Here is a 19,235-nt window from a genome sequence, read left to right on the forward strand (position 1 = left end):
TCTAGTGATACTAATATTCCTTGAACAAAGACATAAAAAAACTATTCTCTATATTTCAAGAATAGCCTTTACAGTTTTATTATTATTGTTTTCAAGTGGTCCCTTTTTGATTGTAGTTTTTTTGAATCATACTTTCTAATCCATCGACTAAAAAAAATAGACCTACTAGATAAGCAAAAACTGGACTCGTAATGTTAGTTGGAATCAATACAAGCATAGCAAATACAATCAATACAACCCCTGTTAGTAAGGTCTGTTTTGCTTTTGAGATTTTCAAATCATACAATTGCCAACCTATGACAATGTAAGCTATTCCAAGCATAATAGCCCACATTCCAACATAACTAGGTGATGAACTTGTAACATCTTTTATACTAAAGAATAACAAAATAATTGAAAATCCTATTGGAAGAATTGCCTGGCTAAAGGTCCAGAAATTTTTTGATTTTGTAAAATAAACTACAAAATCTTTCAATCCTACAAATATAAAATAACTTGCTAGTATTGAAGCGTATATCTGTAAATCTAAATCTGTATGAAAAACTAAATACAAGATTATAAATACAGGAATAAGAGCACTGAGATAATTTAGTTTTAACCAATCTCTTTTAATAAACATAAGAATCTCCTCTAAATAGTTAACAAAATGTTACAGTATGTTTAAATGAATGATTGCTATATAAAACAATGTACCACCAGCAATAGAAAGTAGCATATTCTTCTTCCATTTATGTAATAAAATCACAAGTAATACGGAGACGAGCTTTGGAACTACATCAGATACTACAGTCAGTTGAGTATCCTTTAAGCTAAAAATAACCAAGAGACCAAAAATTGCTGGAGTCAATACTTTTCCAAGATACAGGATATAGGTCGGTGTTTTTTCCTCCGATGGAAATAAGAGAAATGGGACAAAACGTGTGATTAAAGTTCCTAATATGACCATAGCTATTGTCACAATTTGTTGAAAAATTGTCATTTTATAAATCTGCCTCCAGTTTCTTTCTAAATAATGTAAAAATAAAAATAATTAAACCCATACTTGCAAGGATAAAATATTCTTTTCCAAATAGAATGAAACAGAAAAATGAAACAAACAAACAAACCAATGATAGAACTAAGTTTCTGATTTTTCTTTTTGAAACTTTCCATAAAAATGACTACAAACATGGCTACCATAACAAATTCAATACCTTCTACCTTAATCGAAAGTAAATTACCAAGTAAACCACCAATCGTAGCTCCTGAAAACCAGTATAGATGATTGAGTAAGGTCACAAAAAACATAAACCAACCACGATCCACACCGTCTGGTACTTCTGCACTAGAATTTATTGAGAAGGATTCATCACACATCCCGAAGATAAGATAGACTTTTTTAAAACCAGTATTCCGAAAAGGCTCTAACATAGCTAAACCATAAAAAAGATGTCTAGCATTTATCATAATAGTTAACAATAAAGCTTGAATAGGATCAAAAGCTCCTAAAAGCATATTCCCAGCGACAAATTCAACTGAACCTGCAAAAATCAGTAAACTCATCAAGGATGGATACCATGCTGAAAATCCTAGATGGTACATATAAATTCCGTAGCTCAATCCCAAGCACCAAAATGCAGCAAAAATTGGGATTGTATGAGGAAACGCAACTTTTAAAGCTTCTATTATTTTATTTTTTCTCATTCTAATAGCTCACCCATCTCTTTAATAAAAATACGATTATTTAGACTATAGTAATAGTACTAACTTAACCAACAGAATTATTTAATTCATTTTAACAAAATAGAATATTTCATTATTGTAAAATTCTATTTTTTTTTATAAAATAATCTTATGATTAATGTTTTTCAGTACTGCAACTCGTTCTACCACGCTAACTATATTCCGATTTCCTACTATAATCACAAAGGTGAGTTGTTAACAACCATTCCAGCTCAAGCTCAATCTTTTAAAAATATTTTCCAAAAATTTGAAGAGAAGGTTGATTTAGCTATTTTATATGTATCTGGTTTTTCCATTTTTTTTAAGATTAATCTCGAAAAGTCTAATGGTACATTAATTCTAGGTCCTTTTTGTACAGATAGTCCTACTTCTCAAGAGCTGAATAATTTTTTTAATGAATTGGATGTTATTTTTGATGAAAGAAAACAATTAGAGCAAGTCATTCGACAAATACCAATTACGTCTATCAATCAAAGTATTTACATTCTAGATCAGGTCTATACAGCCTTAAAACAAAAACAAATCAATATATTTGAACTCTTTGGACTTATCCAGCCAACAAAACAGAGTATCCAAGAGGATTTAACCGATCAATTGTACGATGCAAAGGAAGAGGCTCGTTATCACAATACCTATTATTTTGAAAAACGAATAAACCAAGCGATTACTAGCGGTAATAGCAATAAGCTTCATAATTTATTGGTGAAACAAGATCAAACGTATCATGCTGGACAACTGTCCACTAATAAACTTCGTCAACTTAAAAACATTTTTATTACAACTACTACTCTGGCAGTTCGTGCCGCAATCGAAGGTGGATTATCAATCGAGAAAGCTTATCAGCTGAGTGATATCTACATTAATGATTGTGAACGATTATCAGACGAAGTAAGTATATACGGTCTTACCTACACCATGTATATGGATTTTGTTAGGAGAGTTGCAGACAGTAAGTCACTGTCCAATCTTAGTCAACCAGTCAAAGATGCTTTAGACTACATTCAAAATCATACGAACACACCATTGACTGTTCAGATGGTTGCAGATCACGTTGGCTTTAGCTACTCCTTCTTTAGCAAGCAATTTAAAAATGAAACAAATAAGACAATCAATGAAGCAATCTTAGAAGCTAAAATCGAAGAAGCCAAGGATTTATTAGCTTATACGGATAAACCAATTAGCCATATCAGTAGCTATCTAGCATTTTCAAGCCAGTCTTATTTCCAAAATCAATTCAAAAAAGTGACTGGATGCACACCTCTCCAATATCGAAAAGCAAAACAATAAATAATTGTTTAGTATCAAAAAAGTCGGAATAAAATCCGACTTTTTAGTATTTACCTAGAATTAAACAAGAGTACCCATAATTCCCAAAATGCTGTAATGTTAATCATGATATGGAGTAAAATGGGATAATAGAGAGAGTGAGTTTTTCGGTAGAGGAATGCATAAATTGCTCCACCACTTGCATAGGTGAAAAAGGCGAGTGGTGTTAAACCTGAACTGACATGCACATAGCCAAAGACACAGGCTGATAGTAAAACATCTCCATACCAAGGTGAATCTTTCAAAAATGTATTCATCAGAACTCCTCGATATACCAATTCTTCTGTAATTGGTCCTAGCAGACAAACAATAAGTAAAAGATAAGGTAACTCTTGTTGCCCTGTCATCTCAGTCAATTCATTTAAAGCAATTTGATTGGACGTTGCTGGGGTTAAAAAGGACAATGCAATATCTAAAAGATAATTGACACCATAAGCAAGAATCAAATAAACTGGATATCTCCATTTCCACTTCAACTCAAGAATTTTCCTACCTTCGAATACTAGTAAATAAAGAATAGCTAGAAAAGTAACGCTAAACTCTAAAAAAGCAAGAATTTGAAAAAATTCTCTACTAGCAGGTACAAGCCTACCTGCAAAATGATTAAAAATCCACCAAAACCATGTCTTCCTATAAATAATTACTAACAAGGCTAGTAAAATCTGTACTGTTCTTCTTTTCATGATAAGTCCTCTGCTTTTTTATCCATTATCAGTATATTGCAAGTTTAGTATAGCATATATTTGCCAAAAAGCTTCTTCAAATCATGAATTGTAATTGAAACATCCTAAATTGACATAGTAATCCTTATTTCATCCAAAATATGCTATAATATAGACAAAATACGTGAAAAGGAAATACTATGATTAAATTACTTGCTCTTGATATGGATGGAACTCTACTCAACGAAGCCAAGGAAATCCCTCAGGCTCATATTGATGCCATTCATAAGGCTATCGACAAAGGTGTTAAACTGGTTCTTTGTACTGGTCGCCCTCTCTTTGGAGTTCTTCCCTACTATAAGAAACTTGGTCTTGATTTGCAGAATGAATACGTCATCGTCAACAATGGTTGTTCTACCCACCAAACTAGTGATTGGGGACTGGTTGACTGGAGAGAACTTAGCAAATCAGACATTGAATACCTGAATGATCTTGCTGAAAAGAGTGAGGTCCAATTGACTCTCTTTGACGAGGAACACTACTTCGTTCTCGGAGGCGAACCAAATCCTATCGTAAAATACGATGCGACACTTGTCTTTTCTGACCTGACTGAAATTTCACTAGAGGAAGCTACCAGTGGTAAATATCGCATGTTCCAGGGTATGTTCTTAGGTACAAAAGAACAAACAGATGATTTTGAACAACAATTTGCTGATGAACTTTGTCAGAGATTTAGCGGAGTTCGTTCACAACCAGTTATCTATGAAGCAATGCCGCTTGGTACAACAAAAGCTTCAGCTCTTTCTCGCTTGACTGAGATTTTAGATATTCAACCTTCTGAAATCATGGCCATGGGTGATGCCAATAACGATATTGAGATGTTAGAATTTGCAGGGCTTGGGATTGCCATGGGAAATGCCAGCGACCACGTCAAATCTCTTGCTGATGCCGTAACTGCCAGCAACGAAGAAGACGGCGTTGCACGCGCTATTGAGAAATATATTTTGTAGAAAATAAGCCCAGTCAACTAGTATTTCTAGCCAACTGGGCTTTTATTTTTTAGAAACTTAAAAACTTTAGAAACTCTTTAGAAATGCTTGACGATTCTTTGATATCTATGCTTTATACTAGAGTTATAAAAATAAAACATCTTATACTCTTCGAAAATCAAATTCAAACCACGTCAGCTTCGCCTTGCCGTACTCAAGTACAGCCTGCGGCTCGCTTCCTAGTTTGCTCTTTGATTTTCATTGAGTATTAAAGGTTAAAGGAGAAAACTATGAAAACAGTCCTCGAAATCCATGGCTTGTCCAAACAATTTGGCAAACAACCCATTCTACAAGATCTTAATCTCTCAGTAAAAGAAGGAGATATCTATGGACTTATCGGAAAGAATGGGGCTGGTAAAACAACTTTGATTAAAATCATTACCCAATTATTATCTGCTGACCATGGAACTATTTCCCTCTTTTCTAGTCAAGGGTATAAGGAGTGCACGAAAGCCCTATCTCGAGTAGGTTCAGTCATTGAATCCCCAGTAGCTCACAATCATTTAACAGCCTATCAAAATCTAAGATACTATTGTACTATTCGACATATCCCAAATGCTGATCAAGTCATTCAGGAAACACTAAAGTATGTGGGGTTAACAGATACAGGTAGAAAAGTTTTTAGAGATTTCTCTCTTGGTATGAAACAACGCTTAGGCATTGCGATTGCCCTCCTATCAAAACCAGACTTTCTCATCCTTGATGAACCCATCAATGGACTTGACCCAATCGGTATCAAAGAGTTTCGTCAAATGATTCAACGTCTGAATCAAGAACTAGGAATAACAATTCTCATCTCTAGTCATATCTTGTCAGAACTCTATCTGGTTGCCAATCGCTTTGGAATTTTAGACCAAGGGAAAATCATTCGAGAAATCAGTAAGGCCGAATTTGAGACACTTAACGAAGACTATATTGTTCTAAAAACAAGTGACAAAGAAAAAGCTAGTCAAATCTTAAAAGACAAAGTACATCTTGAATTTAAAGTTGTTAATTCAGACAATGAGATTCATATTTTTAGTCATGAACAAGATGTCAAACGCATTCTCAAAGAACTTACTCTAGCAGATGTTGCCGTGGATGAGATTTACTATGCTCGTCAAAATCTTGAAGAATACTTCACACAATTAGTAAAATAGGAGGAACACCATGATACACACAATTCAAGCAGACTTTTACCGTCTTTTCCGTTCCAAAGGCTTTTGGATTACAGAGATTGTTCTCTTTGCACTCATGTTGATGGGAGCCACTATTGGGGCTACAGGACATCTAATGTCAGTTGATACAACACCTCCAGAAACTGAACTTCCAAGTAAAGGCTGGGATGGTATTCAAGCCCTTATTAACGCATCGAGTCAAGGTTCAAACCTAGTTTTCCTCTGCATTATCCTTGCTTGCTTAGTTCTAGGAGTTGATCTTATCGGAAAACTCTATAAAAATAGTTTGACAGTGGGTGTTTCTCGTACAGAATTCTTCTTTGCCAAATCTGTTGTATTAGCAAGTATCGCTCTAATGCAAATTTTTGTTAGCCTAGTTATTGCTTTTGTACCAGCAACTATCCTAAACGGGGTTGGTACGATGCCAGAAGGATTTATTGGCAATCTACTTCTAACAATTGGTCTTCAATTCCTATGTCTTCTTGCTTGGCTTTCCATTGTTTCCTTCATTCTCTATGTGACTCATTCTTATTTGGCTGTTTTCATAGGCTATTTAATCAGTTCTATCTTGCTTTCAACACCGATGCTTATCTTTCCAGATATCGAGATTTTACGCTATTTATCCTTGAATTTTGCCTATGCCATGACTGTCTATAGTCAAGCTGTTCTATACACCATTGTCGTTACAGTGACTGTTATTCTATTCTTTACCATAAGTGGACTTGCTGTTTTCAAAAAGAAAAGCTTATAAAAATGACCTCCTCTGTTCAAAAAGAGGAGGTTACTTGTTTTAAAAGAGTATCTTAACTGTAAACCAAGCACCATCTGTACTTAGTTGTAGTTCTGCCCCTAGTAGGTGAGATAATTCTTCTGTAATATAAAGACCTAAACCAGAGGATTCTTCTGTATCGGATAGGTTTTCAGAGTAAAATCGTTGACTGAGATTTTCAATTTTACGAATCGGTTGTTTAACCAGATTAGCAATTTCCAAACAGATGTGATTGTCCACTTCTTTCAAAGAAAATATCGCTTCATCCTTACCATGTTTCAGAACATTGCCAATAAGATTTTGTAACATACGGTCTAATAAATCTGGATCTGTTAATAAATAGAGACCAGGTTCTACTTGCAAATCAAGGTCAATCTTTGCCGTCTGAAAAGAATCATAATAGGTTAGTAATTTTTGTGTCATAAATGTCGAGACTTCTAACTCAGATAAGTCAGGTTTAACTGCTCCTTCCATTAATCGACGATAGTCCAAAAGAGCCTCTAGCCGTTTTGAAACTTGATTGAGATGATGAGCAATTTTTTTCAAACTCTCAGACTCAGGATTTTCTGTTTTAAGCAATTGCTGAGTGTAACCCGACGCAATCGTTAAAGGTGTTCGAATATCATGGGCAATATTGCTAATAGCCATATCCAAGGTCTGCTTCTCACGCTTCATAATCAAGCGTGATTGCTCAACTTCTTGAAAGAGATGATTGATTTGCTGGTAAAGATGTAAAAAATCCTTGGAGAAAGTTGACACTCCGATTCTCTTCATACTTCCAGTATGAATCTTTTCTTCAACTTGTTGGCTCAAGTTCACGAGTGCTAGATGATAGCGAATCAACCCTATCGTCAATAGGATAATAACCAGTAGTAGCAAAGAAAGTAAAATATAGATCATTGCTCATCTCCTTTTAATCGAACACCAACTCCCCAGATAGTTTCAATATACTCTTGCTCTGGATCTAGTTGGCTTAATTTTTTACGGAGATTACTTAAATGAGTGTTGAGAGTATTGTCGCCTGGTAAATAAGTATCCTCCCAGACTAATTCATAGAGTTCTTCTTTCGTGAAAATTTTCTTAGGATGTCCCAACAAGGTTTGGAGAATCAAGCATTCTTTCTTAGCTAGGCGAATAGTTTCCTGGCAATTTTTGATTTCAAAACTATCTGCATCAAATTGAATATTTTTTAACTGTTGAATCAATTTGTCAGGATGTTCTATTTCAGCTGATTGCTTGTCACTGTTTTGACGTAATTGAACCGTAACCCTAGCAAAAACTTCATCCAAATCAAAAGGCTTTACGATATAATCATTAGCGCCATCTAAGAGATATTGGCTGATGAGCTTTTTATCACTTAGTGCAGTTAGCATGATGACAGGAATTGAACTATCTTGTCTAATGGATTTTAAAACCTGATCACCATTTTTTCCTGGAAGCATAATATCTAACAAGATTAGATCAATGTCACCTTGTTCAAATCGTATCATTCCTTCAGTACCAGAAAAAGCCTGAATCACCTCATGCTTCTCAGAAAGTAGAGTTCTCAAAATTTCTTGAATCTCATTATTATCTTCAACGATAAGTATTCTAGCCATAAACACCAACCTTTCTAATAGTATTATATCATGTTTTTTTAGGAATTTCGGATAAAGAAAAACTCACCTTCATAGTTAAATACGAAGAAGAGTTCATTCTATGTATTAAATTAAAGCTGTCAAAGCGGTGATAAGTCCAAAAACGATACCAGGTGCATTGGCTGCTGCCAAAGGAATATCTCGTTCTTTTTTAAAGAGACCGTAGTAAACCCAAAGACTGCAGTTAAGTGCAGCTACTGCTGGTTGGATAAAATTCCCTTTTTGACCCGCAAGGTTGTTCATAATTTGAGGAATATAAGAGACATACATCATTACAGACATAAAGGTTGCAATCCAACCTAAAGTTTTCATTTGTTTTTCAGTCATTTTCTTCTCCTTTCAAAAACAGTCTCAATTATACACTATTTTCTAAAATCGTGTGAGCAAAAAAACTTTTTGTTAAAAAAATGTAAATTATCACAAGATTGTGACCAGAGGTAACTTGTTTGTTCTTATCTTTAGAAAAGGTATGGTGGCTAACAGTTTTATCATACTATTATTATTTAAAAAATCTCGGATGACCATTTACATCCAAATAAAAAACTACCTTCGCCTCCTTATCTGAAATTACTAATGTATAGTCTCCGAATAAAAAATTATTTGGCGGATACTTTACCAGCATGAACCATAATGTTGAACCTTTGCAATTCATCTTTTCAAACTCATATGGATAAGAGTGCTCTAATCTTAAAAGTTTAGGATCTAAAACACATTCACCCTCAAGTTTATTGTTAGAATGAAAATTTTTACCAATTTCAATAACCTGTAAAGGTTATAAATTCGTATTCTTTTTCATAGTCATATACCACTGATTTCCATAGAACAAATGAATCTATTATCATTAACTTCAAAAATTGAAACTATGTACTACTTTTTCTCAATCGGTGCTACACTGGCTAGGAGTTTTTTGAGTCCGACTTCTGGGAAATTGATTTTTAATTCCTGTGTTGATCCACTACCTGATACTTCAAGGACAGTCCCTTGACCCCACTTCTTATGAAGGGCAATATCACCAATTGACCAATTTGTTTCACTAGAAGAAGATTTACTATTAGATGCAAATTGTCCAAAAGGTAGTCCTTTTGATTCAATGGATCTTGGTGCTGCGTTGCGTTTGCGATCTTGTAGAGCTTGAGCTAGGCTCATGCCTTGAGCAAAGGCGACACCTCCACTACTATAGGATGCTTTGAAGCTACTATTGGCTGGACGAGCCAAACCTTGATAGGTCAATAAATCTGAACTAATCTCATTGATAAAACGTGTTGGGCGATTATAGTTCGTACGTCCAAACAACAAGCGTGAGTTAGCGTTGGTCAGATAAAGAATTTTTTCTGCGCGCGTGATACCGACATAGGCCAGACGGCGTTCTTCTTCTAGTTCATCCATGTCTTCTGCTGCGCGACTAAGTGGAAAGACATTTTCTTCCATCCCAATCAAGAATACAACTGGAAACTCCAGTCCCTTGGCAGCATGGAGTGTCATCAAGGTTACTTCTGATGTCTCTTGACTGCCCGAGTCAGTATCAGCAATCAAAGCCAAGTCATTGAGGAAGCGACTGAGTTTATCCAGTCCAGTTTCTTCTTCCTGATTATCTGGATTATCATCAAAGTTTTTGGTAACAGAAAGAAACTCTTCGATATTTTCGACGCGAGCTTTACTTTCCAAAGTAGCCTGTGCATTGAGAATATCCACGTAGCCTGTCTTTTCCAAGACTGCTTCCACTAACTCAGTAATGGATAATTGATCCAGTTGCTCCCGCAAATCAAGAATCATATTGGCAAAATCCCAGATCGACTGAGCTGCCTTGCCTTTTATCCCTGATAACATGATGTTAGCTGAAGCATCAAGCATCGACATGTTTTGTAGGTTGGCAAAGTCACGGATTTTCTCTACTGTTCCTGGTCCAATGCCACGTTTAGGTTCATTAATGATGCGTTCAAAACTAATATTATCACTCAAATTAGAGATGAGATTCAGATAGGCGATAATATCACGAATTTCTTTACGGCTGTAGAATTTTGTCCCACCAACCATGGTATAAGGAATATTGGACTTGAGCAGAGCTTCTTCAATGGTACGAGACTGGGCATTTGTACGGTAAAGAACCGCAAAATCCTTGTGGAGGAAGTTTTGGCTTCGACCAAGTTCATCGATGGTTTTGGCTACAAAGATAGCCTCGTCTTGTTCATCATTGGCACGATAGTAGACAATTTGTTCACCATCTGCATTTTGAGTCCAGAGACTCTTAGGACGGCGATTTTTATTGTTTTTAATGACATCATTAGCTGCTTGGAGAATGGTCTTGGTTGAACGGTAATTTTCCTCCAACAAAACAACTTTGGCTTGAGGATAATCCTTCTCAAAGTCCAAGATATTTTGCATGTCAGCACCACGCCAACCATAGATAGACTGGTCTGCATCCCCAACTACACAGATATTTTGGAAGCGAGAAGCCAGGAGTTTAACTAATTGATACTGGGCATGGTTAGTATCTTGATACTCATCAACGTGGATGTACTGGAACTTTTGCTGGTAATAAGTCAAAACATCAGGATTTTGGTCAAAGAGCCGCAAAGTCAACATGATTAAGTCGTCAAAGTCCACCGACTCTGACTGACGAAGTTCTTTCTGATAGGCCGTATAACACTTAGCTACAATTTGCGTGTACATATCTCCTGCCTGGGCAGCATAAGCCACATCGTCAATCAGATCATTCTTAGCATTGGAGATAGTTCCTAAAATGGTGCGTTCATTCCATTTTTTAGGATCCAAGTTCAACTGCTTGAGAATACGTTTCATGAGCGTCCGCTGCTCCCCTGGATCCACAATCGTGAAATTGCGATTATAGCCAATGTGGTCAGCATCACGACGTAGTATACGCACGCACATAGAGTGGAAGGTCGCAATTAAACAGTCCTGAGTAGCTGGATTGAGTCCATAAGCACGCTCCTTCATTTCACGTGCAGCCTTATTGGTAAAGGTAATGGCCAAGATATTCCATGGATTGACCATCTTTTCATCAATTAAGTAGGCAATACGGTGGGTTAAAACACGAGTCTTACCAGATCCTGCCCCCGCCATGATCAGCAAAGGGCCTTCTGTGGTTTGAACAGCCTCGGCTTGACGGTCATTCATTCCCTTTAATAATTCGTTCATTTTCTCTTCCTTATTCTTCAAGTCAATGTTTCTATTATATCAAAAAAGTTTGAAAATAACTTTTCTTAAGAGCCTTCTGATTACTTTAGGAGATTAGACAAGAAAAGAACACTGGAGGAGTGTTCTTAGTAATTCTTCTATTAATCCTTTATAGACTGCAAAAGCGTCATTAGGGCTTGGGCAGAACGACGTCCTGCTTCTACGATAAATTCATCAAAGGAAACGGATGCTTCATGATTGGCATTGTCACTCATAGCACGAACGACTAAGAAAGGAAGGTTCAAAGCCTGAGCTGCTTGAGCAATAGCTGCCCCTTCCATCTCTACAGCAAGAACTTGAGGGAAATGCTCTTTTATCGCTTTGATTTTATCTTCTCCAGCAACAAAACTGTCTCCTGTCGCAATCAAACCTAAATACCAAGTTTGGTCCAGTTTAGACAAACTCTCTTGAATCAAGCTGATAAACTTTTTGTCTGATTCAAAATAGAGAGGCTGTTGAGCCATTTGACCGTAATCATAGCCAAAGGCAGTCACATCAACATCGTGGTAGGCAAGCTTGTCTGCAATCACTACATCCCCTACTGCGATTCCACTTGCCACTGCACCAGCAGAACCAGTATTAATCACTGCATCGACTTGAAAGTGATCCGCTAAGATAGCGACACTCATCGCAGACATGACTTTACCAATACCACTCTCTACAAGTACAAGCTCAATAGAACCAATCATACCAGTATGATAGCTATTTCCCAGAACCTTTTCTTCACTGGCATCATCCAAGTGTTGAATCAAGTAAACTAGCTCTTCTGGCATAGCTGCAATAATTCCAATTTTCATGATAGACCCCTTAAATAAATCTCATTGCTAGAATCAACAAAATCAAAAGAAAAATGACTGCAAAAAGAATCTTGTTTAATTTAGAATTAAAGACATTTCTCTTAGTATTTTCAATCCGACGACTTTTGTGAATAGAAGGTTCAACTTCTATGGTCAGTGTATCCTGGCTAAAACCATGATCTTTGGTTCGCGAATAGCCAAAATTTTGAGAAGAAGTCGGTAAAATCTTAGTTTCCTCATCATCTAGCAAGGGAGGCCCTGAGATGTCCTCTCCTCGATTGGCACGTTCAATCATTTCATCTGTTAATAAAGGTTTACCCATGGGTTCCTCCACTATTTTTTTGTAATTCCCAGTACTGAATAGCCATGATAGTCTTGGCATCACAAATATCACCTGACTGGATCAGTTCTTTAGCTTGGTCAAGACTGACTTCAAGTAACTCTAAAGTCTCATCTTCATCCTGAGGACGAGGATTTTCAACTTTTGTCAAATCACTTGCCAAGTAAAGTTTTAAGCGCTCGTTACAAAATCCAATCGCAGAGTAAAAATCATAAAGAAGGCTTAATTTACCAGTATAGGCCGCTTCTTCTTCTAATTCCCGAAGTGCTGCAGCTTCTGGATCTGCATTTTCACCTACTTCAAGCTTACCTGCAGGAATTTCATAAGAGACTTTTTCAATCGCCTTGCGATATTGCTTAACAAGAACAATCTTATTTTCTGGAGTGACTGCAAGAACACAAACTGCACCATTGTGGAAAATCAAATCACGTTGCGCTCTACCTTTTCCAGAAGGTAGTTCAACCTGATCTTGAACTAGCTGAAAAATAGGTCCTTTATAAATTTCTTTACGACTAAGCGTCTTTTCTTCAAATTCCATCGTTAGCTCCTATTTATTGTTAGGATGGTGAGGGAGGCGAGTTGCATATTCGTCCTTATTAATTTGGCGACCTCGTCCAATAGCAATGGCATCAGCTGGAACATCCTTAGTAATAGTTGAACCTGCCCCAACAAGAGAATTATCTCCGAGTTCTACTGGAGCAATGATGGTTGAATTTGAACCAACGAAAACATTGTTACCAATGGTTGTTTTAAACTTGTGTTGACCATCGTAATTTACAGTGATGGTTCCTGCACCGAAGTTGACATCACTACCAACTTCACAGTTACCAATATAAGTCAAATGACCAGCTTTTGTATTTTCACCGATGCTTGAACCTTTGACTTCAACAAAGTTCCCTATATGTACATCTTTCGCAAGGCTTGAGCCTGGACGGATATGAGCATAAGGTCCAACTGTAACGCCATCAGCAACTGAGCTTTCCTCAATCATTGAATTGGTGATTACTGCTCCTGCTCCGATGCTACTATCAACGATATAAGTTCCGTTGGTCAAAACAGTTCCTACACCAATCTTACTAGAACCTTTGAGGGTTACATTTGCTTCGATTTGAACTTCTGGAGCAATCTCAACATCGATGTCAATGTAAGTAGCTTCAGGATTCACAAAACTAACTCCATTGACCATATGTGCTTGATTAATGCGACGACGCATAACTGCTTCTGCTGTAGCGAGTGCGACACGGTCATTTACACCGAGACTTTCATCAAAGTCTTTCAGAGTATAGGCTCCGACTTTTTCGCCAGCTTCACGGAAAATACCAATCACATCAGTGATATAGTACTCGCCTTGAGCATTGTTGGTATTGATATTCTTCAAAGCTTCAAAAAGACGAGCATTATCAAAGACATAGGTTCCTGTATTGATTTCCTTGATTTGTTTTTCAAAATCAGTCGCATCCTTCTGCTCCACGATGCGAAGCACTTCAGCATTCTCATTACGAACAATACGCCCATAACCAAACGGATCTTCAGCTTCTGCAGTAAGGATTGTAGCTACGTTCTTGTGATTAACGTGGAAATCAATCAAGTTCTTTAGACTTTCACCAGTAATGAGTGGTGTGTCACCAGCAATAACCAATGTTTGTCCAGAAAGTCCTTCAAGAATTGGCTCAGCCATCATAACCGCATGACCAGTTCCTAATTGCTCAGACTGTCTTACAAAATCAGTTTGACCAGCTAAAACTTGCTCCACAAGTTCTGCCTTATGTCCAACAACCGTTACTGTTTTTTCAGGATTGATGGCCCCTACACTACGAAAAACATGCTCAAGCATTGAAATTCCTGCAACCTTGTGCATGACTTTTGGTAGATCTGACTTCATACGAGTACCTTTACCCGCTGCTAAAATAACTGCATAATTTGCCATAATTTTCTCTTTTCTATAGAAATTCCCTTATATTATATCATAAATTTGCTTTTTCAAACACAAAAGATGGTAAAGGCTCTAAAACATCGCATTCTCTAGATGATTTCGAGTATTTTTTTTTGATTTTTTTCACCATTTACGATACACTATAAAAGTATGAGAAAGAAAATAAATCCTGTTTTTATTTTTACTGTATTAGCTACTCTCATGGGTATTTTAATCATCAATAGACCCAAGTTCGAAGACCATCCAGTCAAAACAAAGCAAAATCCAGTTCAAGTAGAAACTCAAGCTTTACATAATATCAACAAGCCGATTATTGATGTTTCTGGCTGGCAAAGACCATCAGAGATCAATTATGACACCTTAACTCAAAATATTTCAGGTGCAATCGTTCGGGTTCATAGTGGGGCTCAAGCTTCTGTTGAAAACGATGCTTCATTTAAAAATGGGGTTGATAAGGCTTATAAAGAACATATCACAGAATTTCAAAAACGGAATATTCCAGTCGCTGTTTATGCCTTTGTAGCTGGTAAAAATGTCGAAGAAATGGAAAAAGCTGCCGAAGTTTTCTATAATGCTGCTTCTCCCTATAATCCTAGCTACTATTGGTTGGATGTTGAAGACAAGACTATGTCTGACATGAACAAGGGTGTTGAGGCCTTTCGTGCTAAATTAGCTTCATTGGGAGCTAAAAATATCGGTATCTATGTTGGTGTCTACTTTATGGAGGAGCATAGTATCAGTACGGAAAATTTCTCAGCAATCTGGATACCGTCCTATGGAACCAACTCGGGTTACTACGAGAGTGCTCCAAAAACAGATCTTAACTATGAACTTCACCAATACACCTCTCATGGAAGCCTTGGAGGCTTTGAAAATCATCTGGATTTGAACCTTATTTCTTCATCAAAGAACAAGGAAGAAACCTTTAGAAAATTATTTTTAAATCCTTAATCACTATCACCATAAGCAAGTCAGACATTGCTTTCTGCTTGCTTTTCTTTATTTTTCAGTATTAAATCACTGTTTTATCTTTATAGAATATGAATCTCGGAGGAACTCTATGTTATCATGGCTATCAAAAATTATTAAGGGAATTGTTATTGCTCTCGGTTTCATTCTACCAGGGATTTCTGGCGGCGTTCTGGCTGCTATCTTAGGAATTTATGAAAGAATGATTCGTTTTCTTGCCCATCCTTTTAAGAATTTAAAAGAAGATGTACTCTTTTTCCTTCCTGTCGGTATTGGGATGCTTCTAGGCATCGGACTTTTCTCCTATCCAATCGAGTATCTTTTAGAGAATTATCAAGTGTACGTATTGTGGAGTTTTGCTGGAGCTATCATTGGTACCATCCCAAGTCTTGTCAAAGAATCAACTCGTGACTCTAATAGAGATAAGGTTGACCACATATGGTTTTGGGCAACCTTCATCATCTCAGGTATCGCCCTCTATGCCTTGAATTTTGTAGTTGGTTCTCTATCTGCAAGCTTCCTTAACTTCACACTGGCTGGTTGTTTGTTGGCCCTTGGTATTTTGGTTCCTGGGCTTAGTCCTTCCAATCTTCTCTTGATTCTTGGCCTTTATGGGCCTATGTTAACAGGGTTTAAGACTTTTGATTTATTTGGTACCTTCCTTCCAATAGGAATTGGAGCTGCCGCTACTCTTATAATTTTTTCAAAATTTATGGACTACGCTCTCCGAGTCTATCAATCTCGTGTCTACCACTTTATCATCGGAATTGTTCTTTCAAGTACACTCTTGATCCTTATTCCAAACGCTGGAAATGCTGAAAGTATTAGTTACAGTGGTTTGTCACTAGTATCATATGTACTGATTGCTTTCTTCTTTGCCCTAGGGATTTGGTTGGGAATCTGGATGAGTCAATTGGAGGATAAGTATAAATAATGGCAAAAAAAGTAAAAGTCAAGAAAACCTTGGTTCAACAAATTTTAACCAAGGCAGGAATTAATCATAAAGGAATTCAAATTAATGCCTTGGAAGGTGAGTTACCTCAAGATTACGATAAAAGTCAAATTTTCAAGACTTTAGCTCTTCTGGGAGACAAGACTGGTCCCCTTATCGGTATCCTTCCTATCACTGAACACCTTTCTGAAAAGAAGCTTGCAAAGATTTCTGGTAATAAGAAAGTCAGCATGATTCCACAAAAAGACCTAGAAAAAACAACAGGCTATATCCACGGTGCCAATAATCCAGTTGGAATCCGTCAAAAACATAACTATCCTATCTTTATCGACCAAACTGCTCTTCAACTGAATGAAATGATTGTTTCTGCAGGGGAGGTTGGTCATAGTATCATTATCAATCCTCAAGATCTAGCATCCTTTGTTAAAGCTGAATTTGCAGATATCTTGGAGGCAAGTAACACATGAAATTCTATTTTATTCGTCACGGTAAAACACTTTGGAATCTTGAGGGACGTTTTCAAGGAGCAAGCGGGGACTCTCCACTCCTTGAGAAATCCATTGAAACCTTAAAAAAATTAGGCCAATATCTTCAGGAAACTTCATTTGATGTGATTTATTCTAGTGATCTTCCTCGTGCTAAAACTTCCGCTCAAATTATCCAAAGTCAACTGAAAAACAGCTGTCCATTAGAGGAGATACCCTCACTAAGAGAATGGCAACTTGGAAAACTTGAAGGTGCAAAATTTGCAACCTTAGAAGCCATCTATCCCGAGCAATTAAAAGCTTTTCGTACCAATCTAGCAAAATTCGATTCGACTATGTTTGGAGCAGAGTCTGTCTATCAAACAACTCAACGAACCATTCAATTTATCAAATCATTAGAGTCCAAACCTTTTGAACATGTTATGATTGTTGGTCACGGTGCCAATCTCACAGCCAGTATTCGAACTCTTCTAGGCTATGATACTCCACTACTTAGAAAAGATGGTGGTTTAGCAAATGCTAGTGTGACTATTGTCGAAACAGAAGACTTTAAAAACTTCAACCTTTTGGAATGGAACGACACTTCTTATCAAAATTAGAACTGAACTTAACAATCACTGTTAAGTTCTTTTTAGATTTTGTAGAATATCCGTGAATTTATTTGACTTTTATGATAAAATGGGAGTATCGCAAAAAAGACTCATCGTATCAAGAATTGAGTAAAAACTAGGAGGAAACCATGTCAACAGAACATATGGAAGAACTAAATGACCAGCAGATCGTTCGCCGTGAAAAAATGGCTGCGCTCCGCGAACAAGGAATCGATCCATTCGGTAAACGCTTTGAACGCACTGCTAACTCACAAGAATTAAAAGATAAATATGCTGACCTCGATAAGGAACAACTACATGAATTGAACGAAACTGCTACTATTGCAGGTCGTCTTGTTACCAAACGTGGTAAAGGTAAGGTTGGATTTGCCCACCTTCAAGACCGCGAAGGTCAAATTCAAATCTACGTTCGTAAAGACGCTGTCGGTGAAGAAAACTACGAAATCTTTAAAAAGGCTGACTTGGGAGACTTCCTTGGTGTCGAAGGGGAAGTGATGCGTACTGATATGGGAGAACTCTCTATCAAGGCTACTCATATCACGCACTTGTCTAAAGCCCTTCGTCCATTGCCTGAGAAATTCCACGGACTTTCAGACGTTGAAACAATCTACCGTAAACGTTACCTTGATTTGATTTCAAACCGTGAAAGCTTCGAACGTTTTGTTACTCGTTCAAAAATCATCTCTGAAATCCGTCGTTATCTAGACCAAAAAGGATTCCTTGAAGTTGAAACACCAGTTCTTCACAACGAGGCTGGTGGTGCTGCTGCTCGCCCATTCATCACTCACCACAATGCTCAAAACATTGACATGGTTCTTCGTATCGCGACTGAGCTTCACTTGAAACGCCTTATCGTTGGTGGTATGGAGCGTGTTTATGAAATTGGTCGTATCTTCCGTAACGAGGGAATGGATGCTACACATAATCCTGAGTTCACTTCTATCGAAGTTTACCAAGCATACGCAGACTTCCAGGATATCATGGACTTGACTGAAGGCATTATTCAACACGTTGCTAAAGCTGTTAAAGGCGACGGTCCAGTTATCTATCAAGGAACTGAAATCAGGATCAATGAACCATTTAAACGTATACACATGGTGGATGCAATCAAGGAAATTACAGGTGTTGATTTCTGGAAAGATATGACTTTCGAAGAAGCTAAAGCTATCGCAGCTGAAAAGAATGTTCCTGTTGAAAAACACTATACTGAAGTTGGACACATTATCAATGCTTTCTTTGAAGAATTTGTTGAAGAAACATTGATTCAACCAACATTTGTATACGGTCACCCAGTAGCTGTATCACCACTTGCTAAGAAAAATCCTGAAGATGAGCGCTTTACAGACCGCTTCGAGCTCTTCATTATGACTAAAGAATACGGAAATGCCTTTACTGAGCTCAACGATCCAATCGATCAGCTTAGCCGATTTGAAGCCCAAGCAAAAGCTAAAGAACTTGGTGACGACGAAGCGACTGGCATTGACTACGACTACATCGAAGCCCTTGAATACGGTATGCCGCCAACAGGTGGTTTGGGAATCGGTATCGACCGTCTCTGCATGCTCCTCACTGATACAACAACTATCCGTGATGTGCTTCTTTTCCCAACTATGAAATAAAATACAAATCTC

At 37.2% G+C, this 19,235-nt stretch carries 21 protein-coding genes; 9 read left to right on the forward strand and 12 right to left on the reverse strand.

Annotation, left to right across the window (positions count from 1 at the left end; all coding sequences use genetic code 11):
- Positions 1 to 91: 91 nt before the first annotated feature.
- The 3 genes from QM450_RS03460 to QM450_RS03470 are packed head-to-tail and all read right to left on the reverse strand — an operon-like array spanning position 92 to position 1,683.
- Positions 92 to 619: a DUF308 domain-containing protein gene (locus QM450_RS03460; protein ID WP_414319664.1), complete on the reverse strand. Its 528-nt coding sequence runs from the start codon at positions 617 to 619 to the stop codon at positions 92 to 94.
- Between the two features lie 30 nt (positions 620 to 649).
- The gene (locus tag QM450_RS03465; protein ID WP_414319665.1) at positions 650 to 979 is read right to left on the reverse strand and encodes a branched-chain amino acid transporter permease; all 330 of its coding nucleotides are present in this window, start codon (positions 977 to 979) and stop codon (positions 650 to 652) included.
- Between the two features lie 26 nt (positions 980 to 1,005).
- Positions 1,006 to 1,683 (reverse strand): AzlC family ABC transporter permease, encoded by a 678-nt coding sequence (locus QM450_RS03470; RefSeq protein ID WP_414319666.1) that lies wholly within the window; start codon positions 1,681 to 1,683, stop codon positions 1,006 to 1,008.
- Positions 1,684 to 1,833: 150 nt separating this feature from the next.
- On the opposite strand from QM450_RS03470, the gene QM450_RS03475 reads away from it, so the two are divergent.
- On the forward strand, positions 1,834 to 3,009 hold the full coding sequence (locus QM450_RS03475; RefSeq protein WP_414319667.1) for a helix-turn-helix domain-containing protein: 1,176 nt from the start codon (positions 1,834 to 1,836) through the stop codon (positions 3,007 to 3,009).
- A gap of 50 nt (positions 3,010 to 3,059) precedes the next feature.
- Here QM450_RS03475 and QM450_RS03480 read toward each other — a convergent pair whose 3' ends face one another.
- Complete coding sequence (locus tag QM450_RS03480; protein ID WP_414319668.1) at positions 3,060 to 3,731, reverse strand: lysostaphin resistance A-like protein; 672 nt, start codon at positions 3,729 to 3,731, stop codon at positions 3,060 to 3,062.
- A 179-nt stretch (positions 3,732 to 3,910) separates the two neighbouring features.
- On the opposite strand from QM450_RS03480, the gene QM450_RS03485 reads away from it, so the two are divergent.
- From QM450_RS03485 to QM450_RS03495, 3 genes are all read left to right on the forward strand, one after another.
- The gene (locus tag QM450_RS03485) at positions 3,911 to 4,720 is read left to right on the forward strand and encodes a Cof-type HAD-IIB family hydrolase (protein WP_414319669.1); all 810 of its coding nucleotides are present in this window, start codon (positions 3,911 to 3,913) and stop codon (positions 4,718 to 4,720) included.
- A 269-nt stretch (positions 4,721 to 4,989) separates the two neighbouring features.
- Complete coding sequence (locus tag QM450_RS03490; RefSeq protein ID WP_075231329.1) at positions 4,990 to 5,898, forward strand: ATP-binding cassette domain-containing protein; 909 nt, start codon at positions 4,990 to 4,992, stop codon at positions 5,896 to 5,898.
- A gap of 10 nt (positions 5,899 to 5,908) precedes the next feature.
- Entirely contained in the window at positions 5,909 to 6,667 is a 759-nt protein-coding gene (locus QM450_RS03495; RefSeq protein WP_075231328.1) for an ABC transporter permease, read from the forward strand.
- A gap of 39 nt (positions 6,668 to 6,706) precedes the next feature.
- Here QM450_RS03495 and QM450_RS03500 read toward each other — a convergent pair whose 3' ends face one another.
- The 8 genes from QM450_RS03500 to glmU form a co-directional block, all read right to left on the reverse strand.
- Entirely contained in the window at positions 6,707 to 7,585 is an 879-nt protein-coding gene (locus tag QM450_RS03500) for a sensor histidine kinase (RefSeq protein ID WP_414319670.1), read from the reverse strand.
- A complete protein-coding gene (locus QM450_RS03505) occupies positions 7,582 to 8,283 on the reverse strand; it encodes a response regulator transcription factor (protein ID WP_414319671.1) in 702 nt (233 codons plus the stop codon). The genes QM450_RS03500 and QM450_RS03505 overlap by 4 nt, the downstream gene beginning before the upstream one ends.
- 105 nt (positions 8,284 to 8,388) lie before the next feature.
- Positions 8,389 to 8,649, reverse strand: coding sequence for a SemiSWEET family transporter (locus tag QM450_RS03510; protein WP_045763891.1), 261 nt, complete (start codon positions 8,647 to 8,649; stop codon positions 8,389 to 8,391).
- A 540-nt stretch (positions 8,650 to 9,189) separates the two neighbouring features.
- Complete coding sequence (pcrA, locus tag QM450_RS03515; RefSeq protein WP_414319672.1) at positions 9,190 to 11,478, reverse strand: DNA helicase PcrA; 2,289 nt, start codon at positions 11,476 to 11,478, stop codon at positions 9,190 to 9,192.
- Positions 11,479 to 11,618: 140 nt separating this feature from the next.
- Positions 11,619 to 12,314 (reverse strand): 5'-methylthioadenosine/adenosylhomocysteine nucleosidase, encoded by a 696-nt coding sequence (locus tag QM450_RS03520; protein ID WP_414319673.1) that lies wholly within the window; start codon positions 12,312 to 12,314, stop codon positions 11,619 to 11,621.
- 10 nt (positions 12,315 to 12,324) lie between these two features.
- On the reverse strand, positions 12,325 to 12,636 hold the full coding sequence (macP, locus tag QM450_RS03525) for a cell wall synthase accessory phosphoprotein MacP (protein WP_000517859.1): 312 nt from the start codon (positions 12,634 to 12,636) through the stop codon (positions 12,325 to 12,327).
- Positions 12,629 to 13,192 carry an NUDIX hydrolase gene (locus tag QM450_RS03530; protein ID WP_311522314.1) on the reverse strand — a complete coding sequence of 188 codons (564 nt, stop codon included), beginning with the start codon at positions 13,190 to 13,192 and terminating at the stop codon, positions 12,629 to 12,631. The genes macP and QM450_RS03530 overlap by 8 nt, the downstream gene beginning before the upstream one ends.
- 9 nt (positions 13,193 to 13,201) lie before the next feature.
- The gene (gene glmU, locus QM450_RS03535; RefSeq protein WP_414319674.1) at positions 13,202 to 14,581 is read right to left on the reverse strand and encodes a bifunctional UDP-N-acetylglucosamine diphosphorylase/glucosamine-1-phosphate N-acetyltransferase GlmU; all 1,380 of its coding nucleotides are present in this window, start codon (positions 14,579 to 14,581) and stop codon (positions 13,202 to 13,204) included.
- A 156-nt stretch (positions 14,582 to 14,737) separates the two neighbouring features.
- Between glmU and QM450_RS03540 the strand changes: the two genes are divergently transcribed.
- The 5 genes from QM450_RS03540 (at position 14,738) to lysS (ending at position 19,223) form a co-directional block, all read left to right on the forward strand.
- A complete protein-coding gene (locus QM450_RS03540) occupies positions 14,738 to 15,538 on the forward strand; it encodes a glycoside hydrolase family 25 protein (protein ID WP_414319675.1) in 801 nt (266 codons plus the stop codon).
- A 109-nt stretch (positions 15,539 to 15,647) separates the two neighbouring features.
- Positions 15,648 to 16,490: a DUF368 domain-containing protein gene (locus QM450_RS03545; RefSeq protein ID WP_414319676.1), complete on the forward strand. Its 843-nt coding sequence runs from the start codon at positions 15,648 to 15,650 to the stop codon at positions 16,488 to 16,490.
- On the forward strand, positions 16,490 to 16,975 hold the full coding sequence (locus QM450_RS03550) for an aminoacyl-tRNA deacylase (protein ID WP_414319677.1): 486 nt from the start codon (positions 16,490 to 16,492) through the stop codon (positions 16,973 to 16,975). Before QM450_RS03545 ends, QM450_RS03550 begins: the two co-directional genes overlap by 1 nt.
- Entirely contained in the window at positions 16,972 to 17,592 is a 621-nt protein-coding gene (locus tag QM450_RS03555) for a histidine phosphatase family protein (protein ID WP_414319678.1), read from the forward strand. Before QM450_RS03550 ends, QM450_RS03555 begins: the two co-directional genes overlap by 4 nt.
- 140 nt (positions 17,593 to 17,732) lie before the next feature.
- The gene (lysS, locus tag QM450_RS03560) at positions 17,733 to 19,223 is read left to right on the forward strand and encodes a lysine--tRNA ligase (protein WP_414319679.1); all 1,491 of its coding nucleotides are present in this window, start codon (positions 17,733 to 17,735) and stop codon (positions 19,221 to 19,223) included.
- Positions 19,224 to 19,235 lie beyond the last annotated feature (12 nt).

The sequence above is a fragment of the Streptococcus infantis genome (assembly GCF_047464615.1).
Taxonomy (GTDB): Bacteria; Bacillota; Bacilli; order Lactobacillales; family Streptococcaceae; genus Streptococcus; species Streptococcus infantis_Y.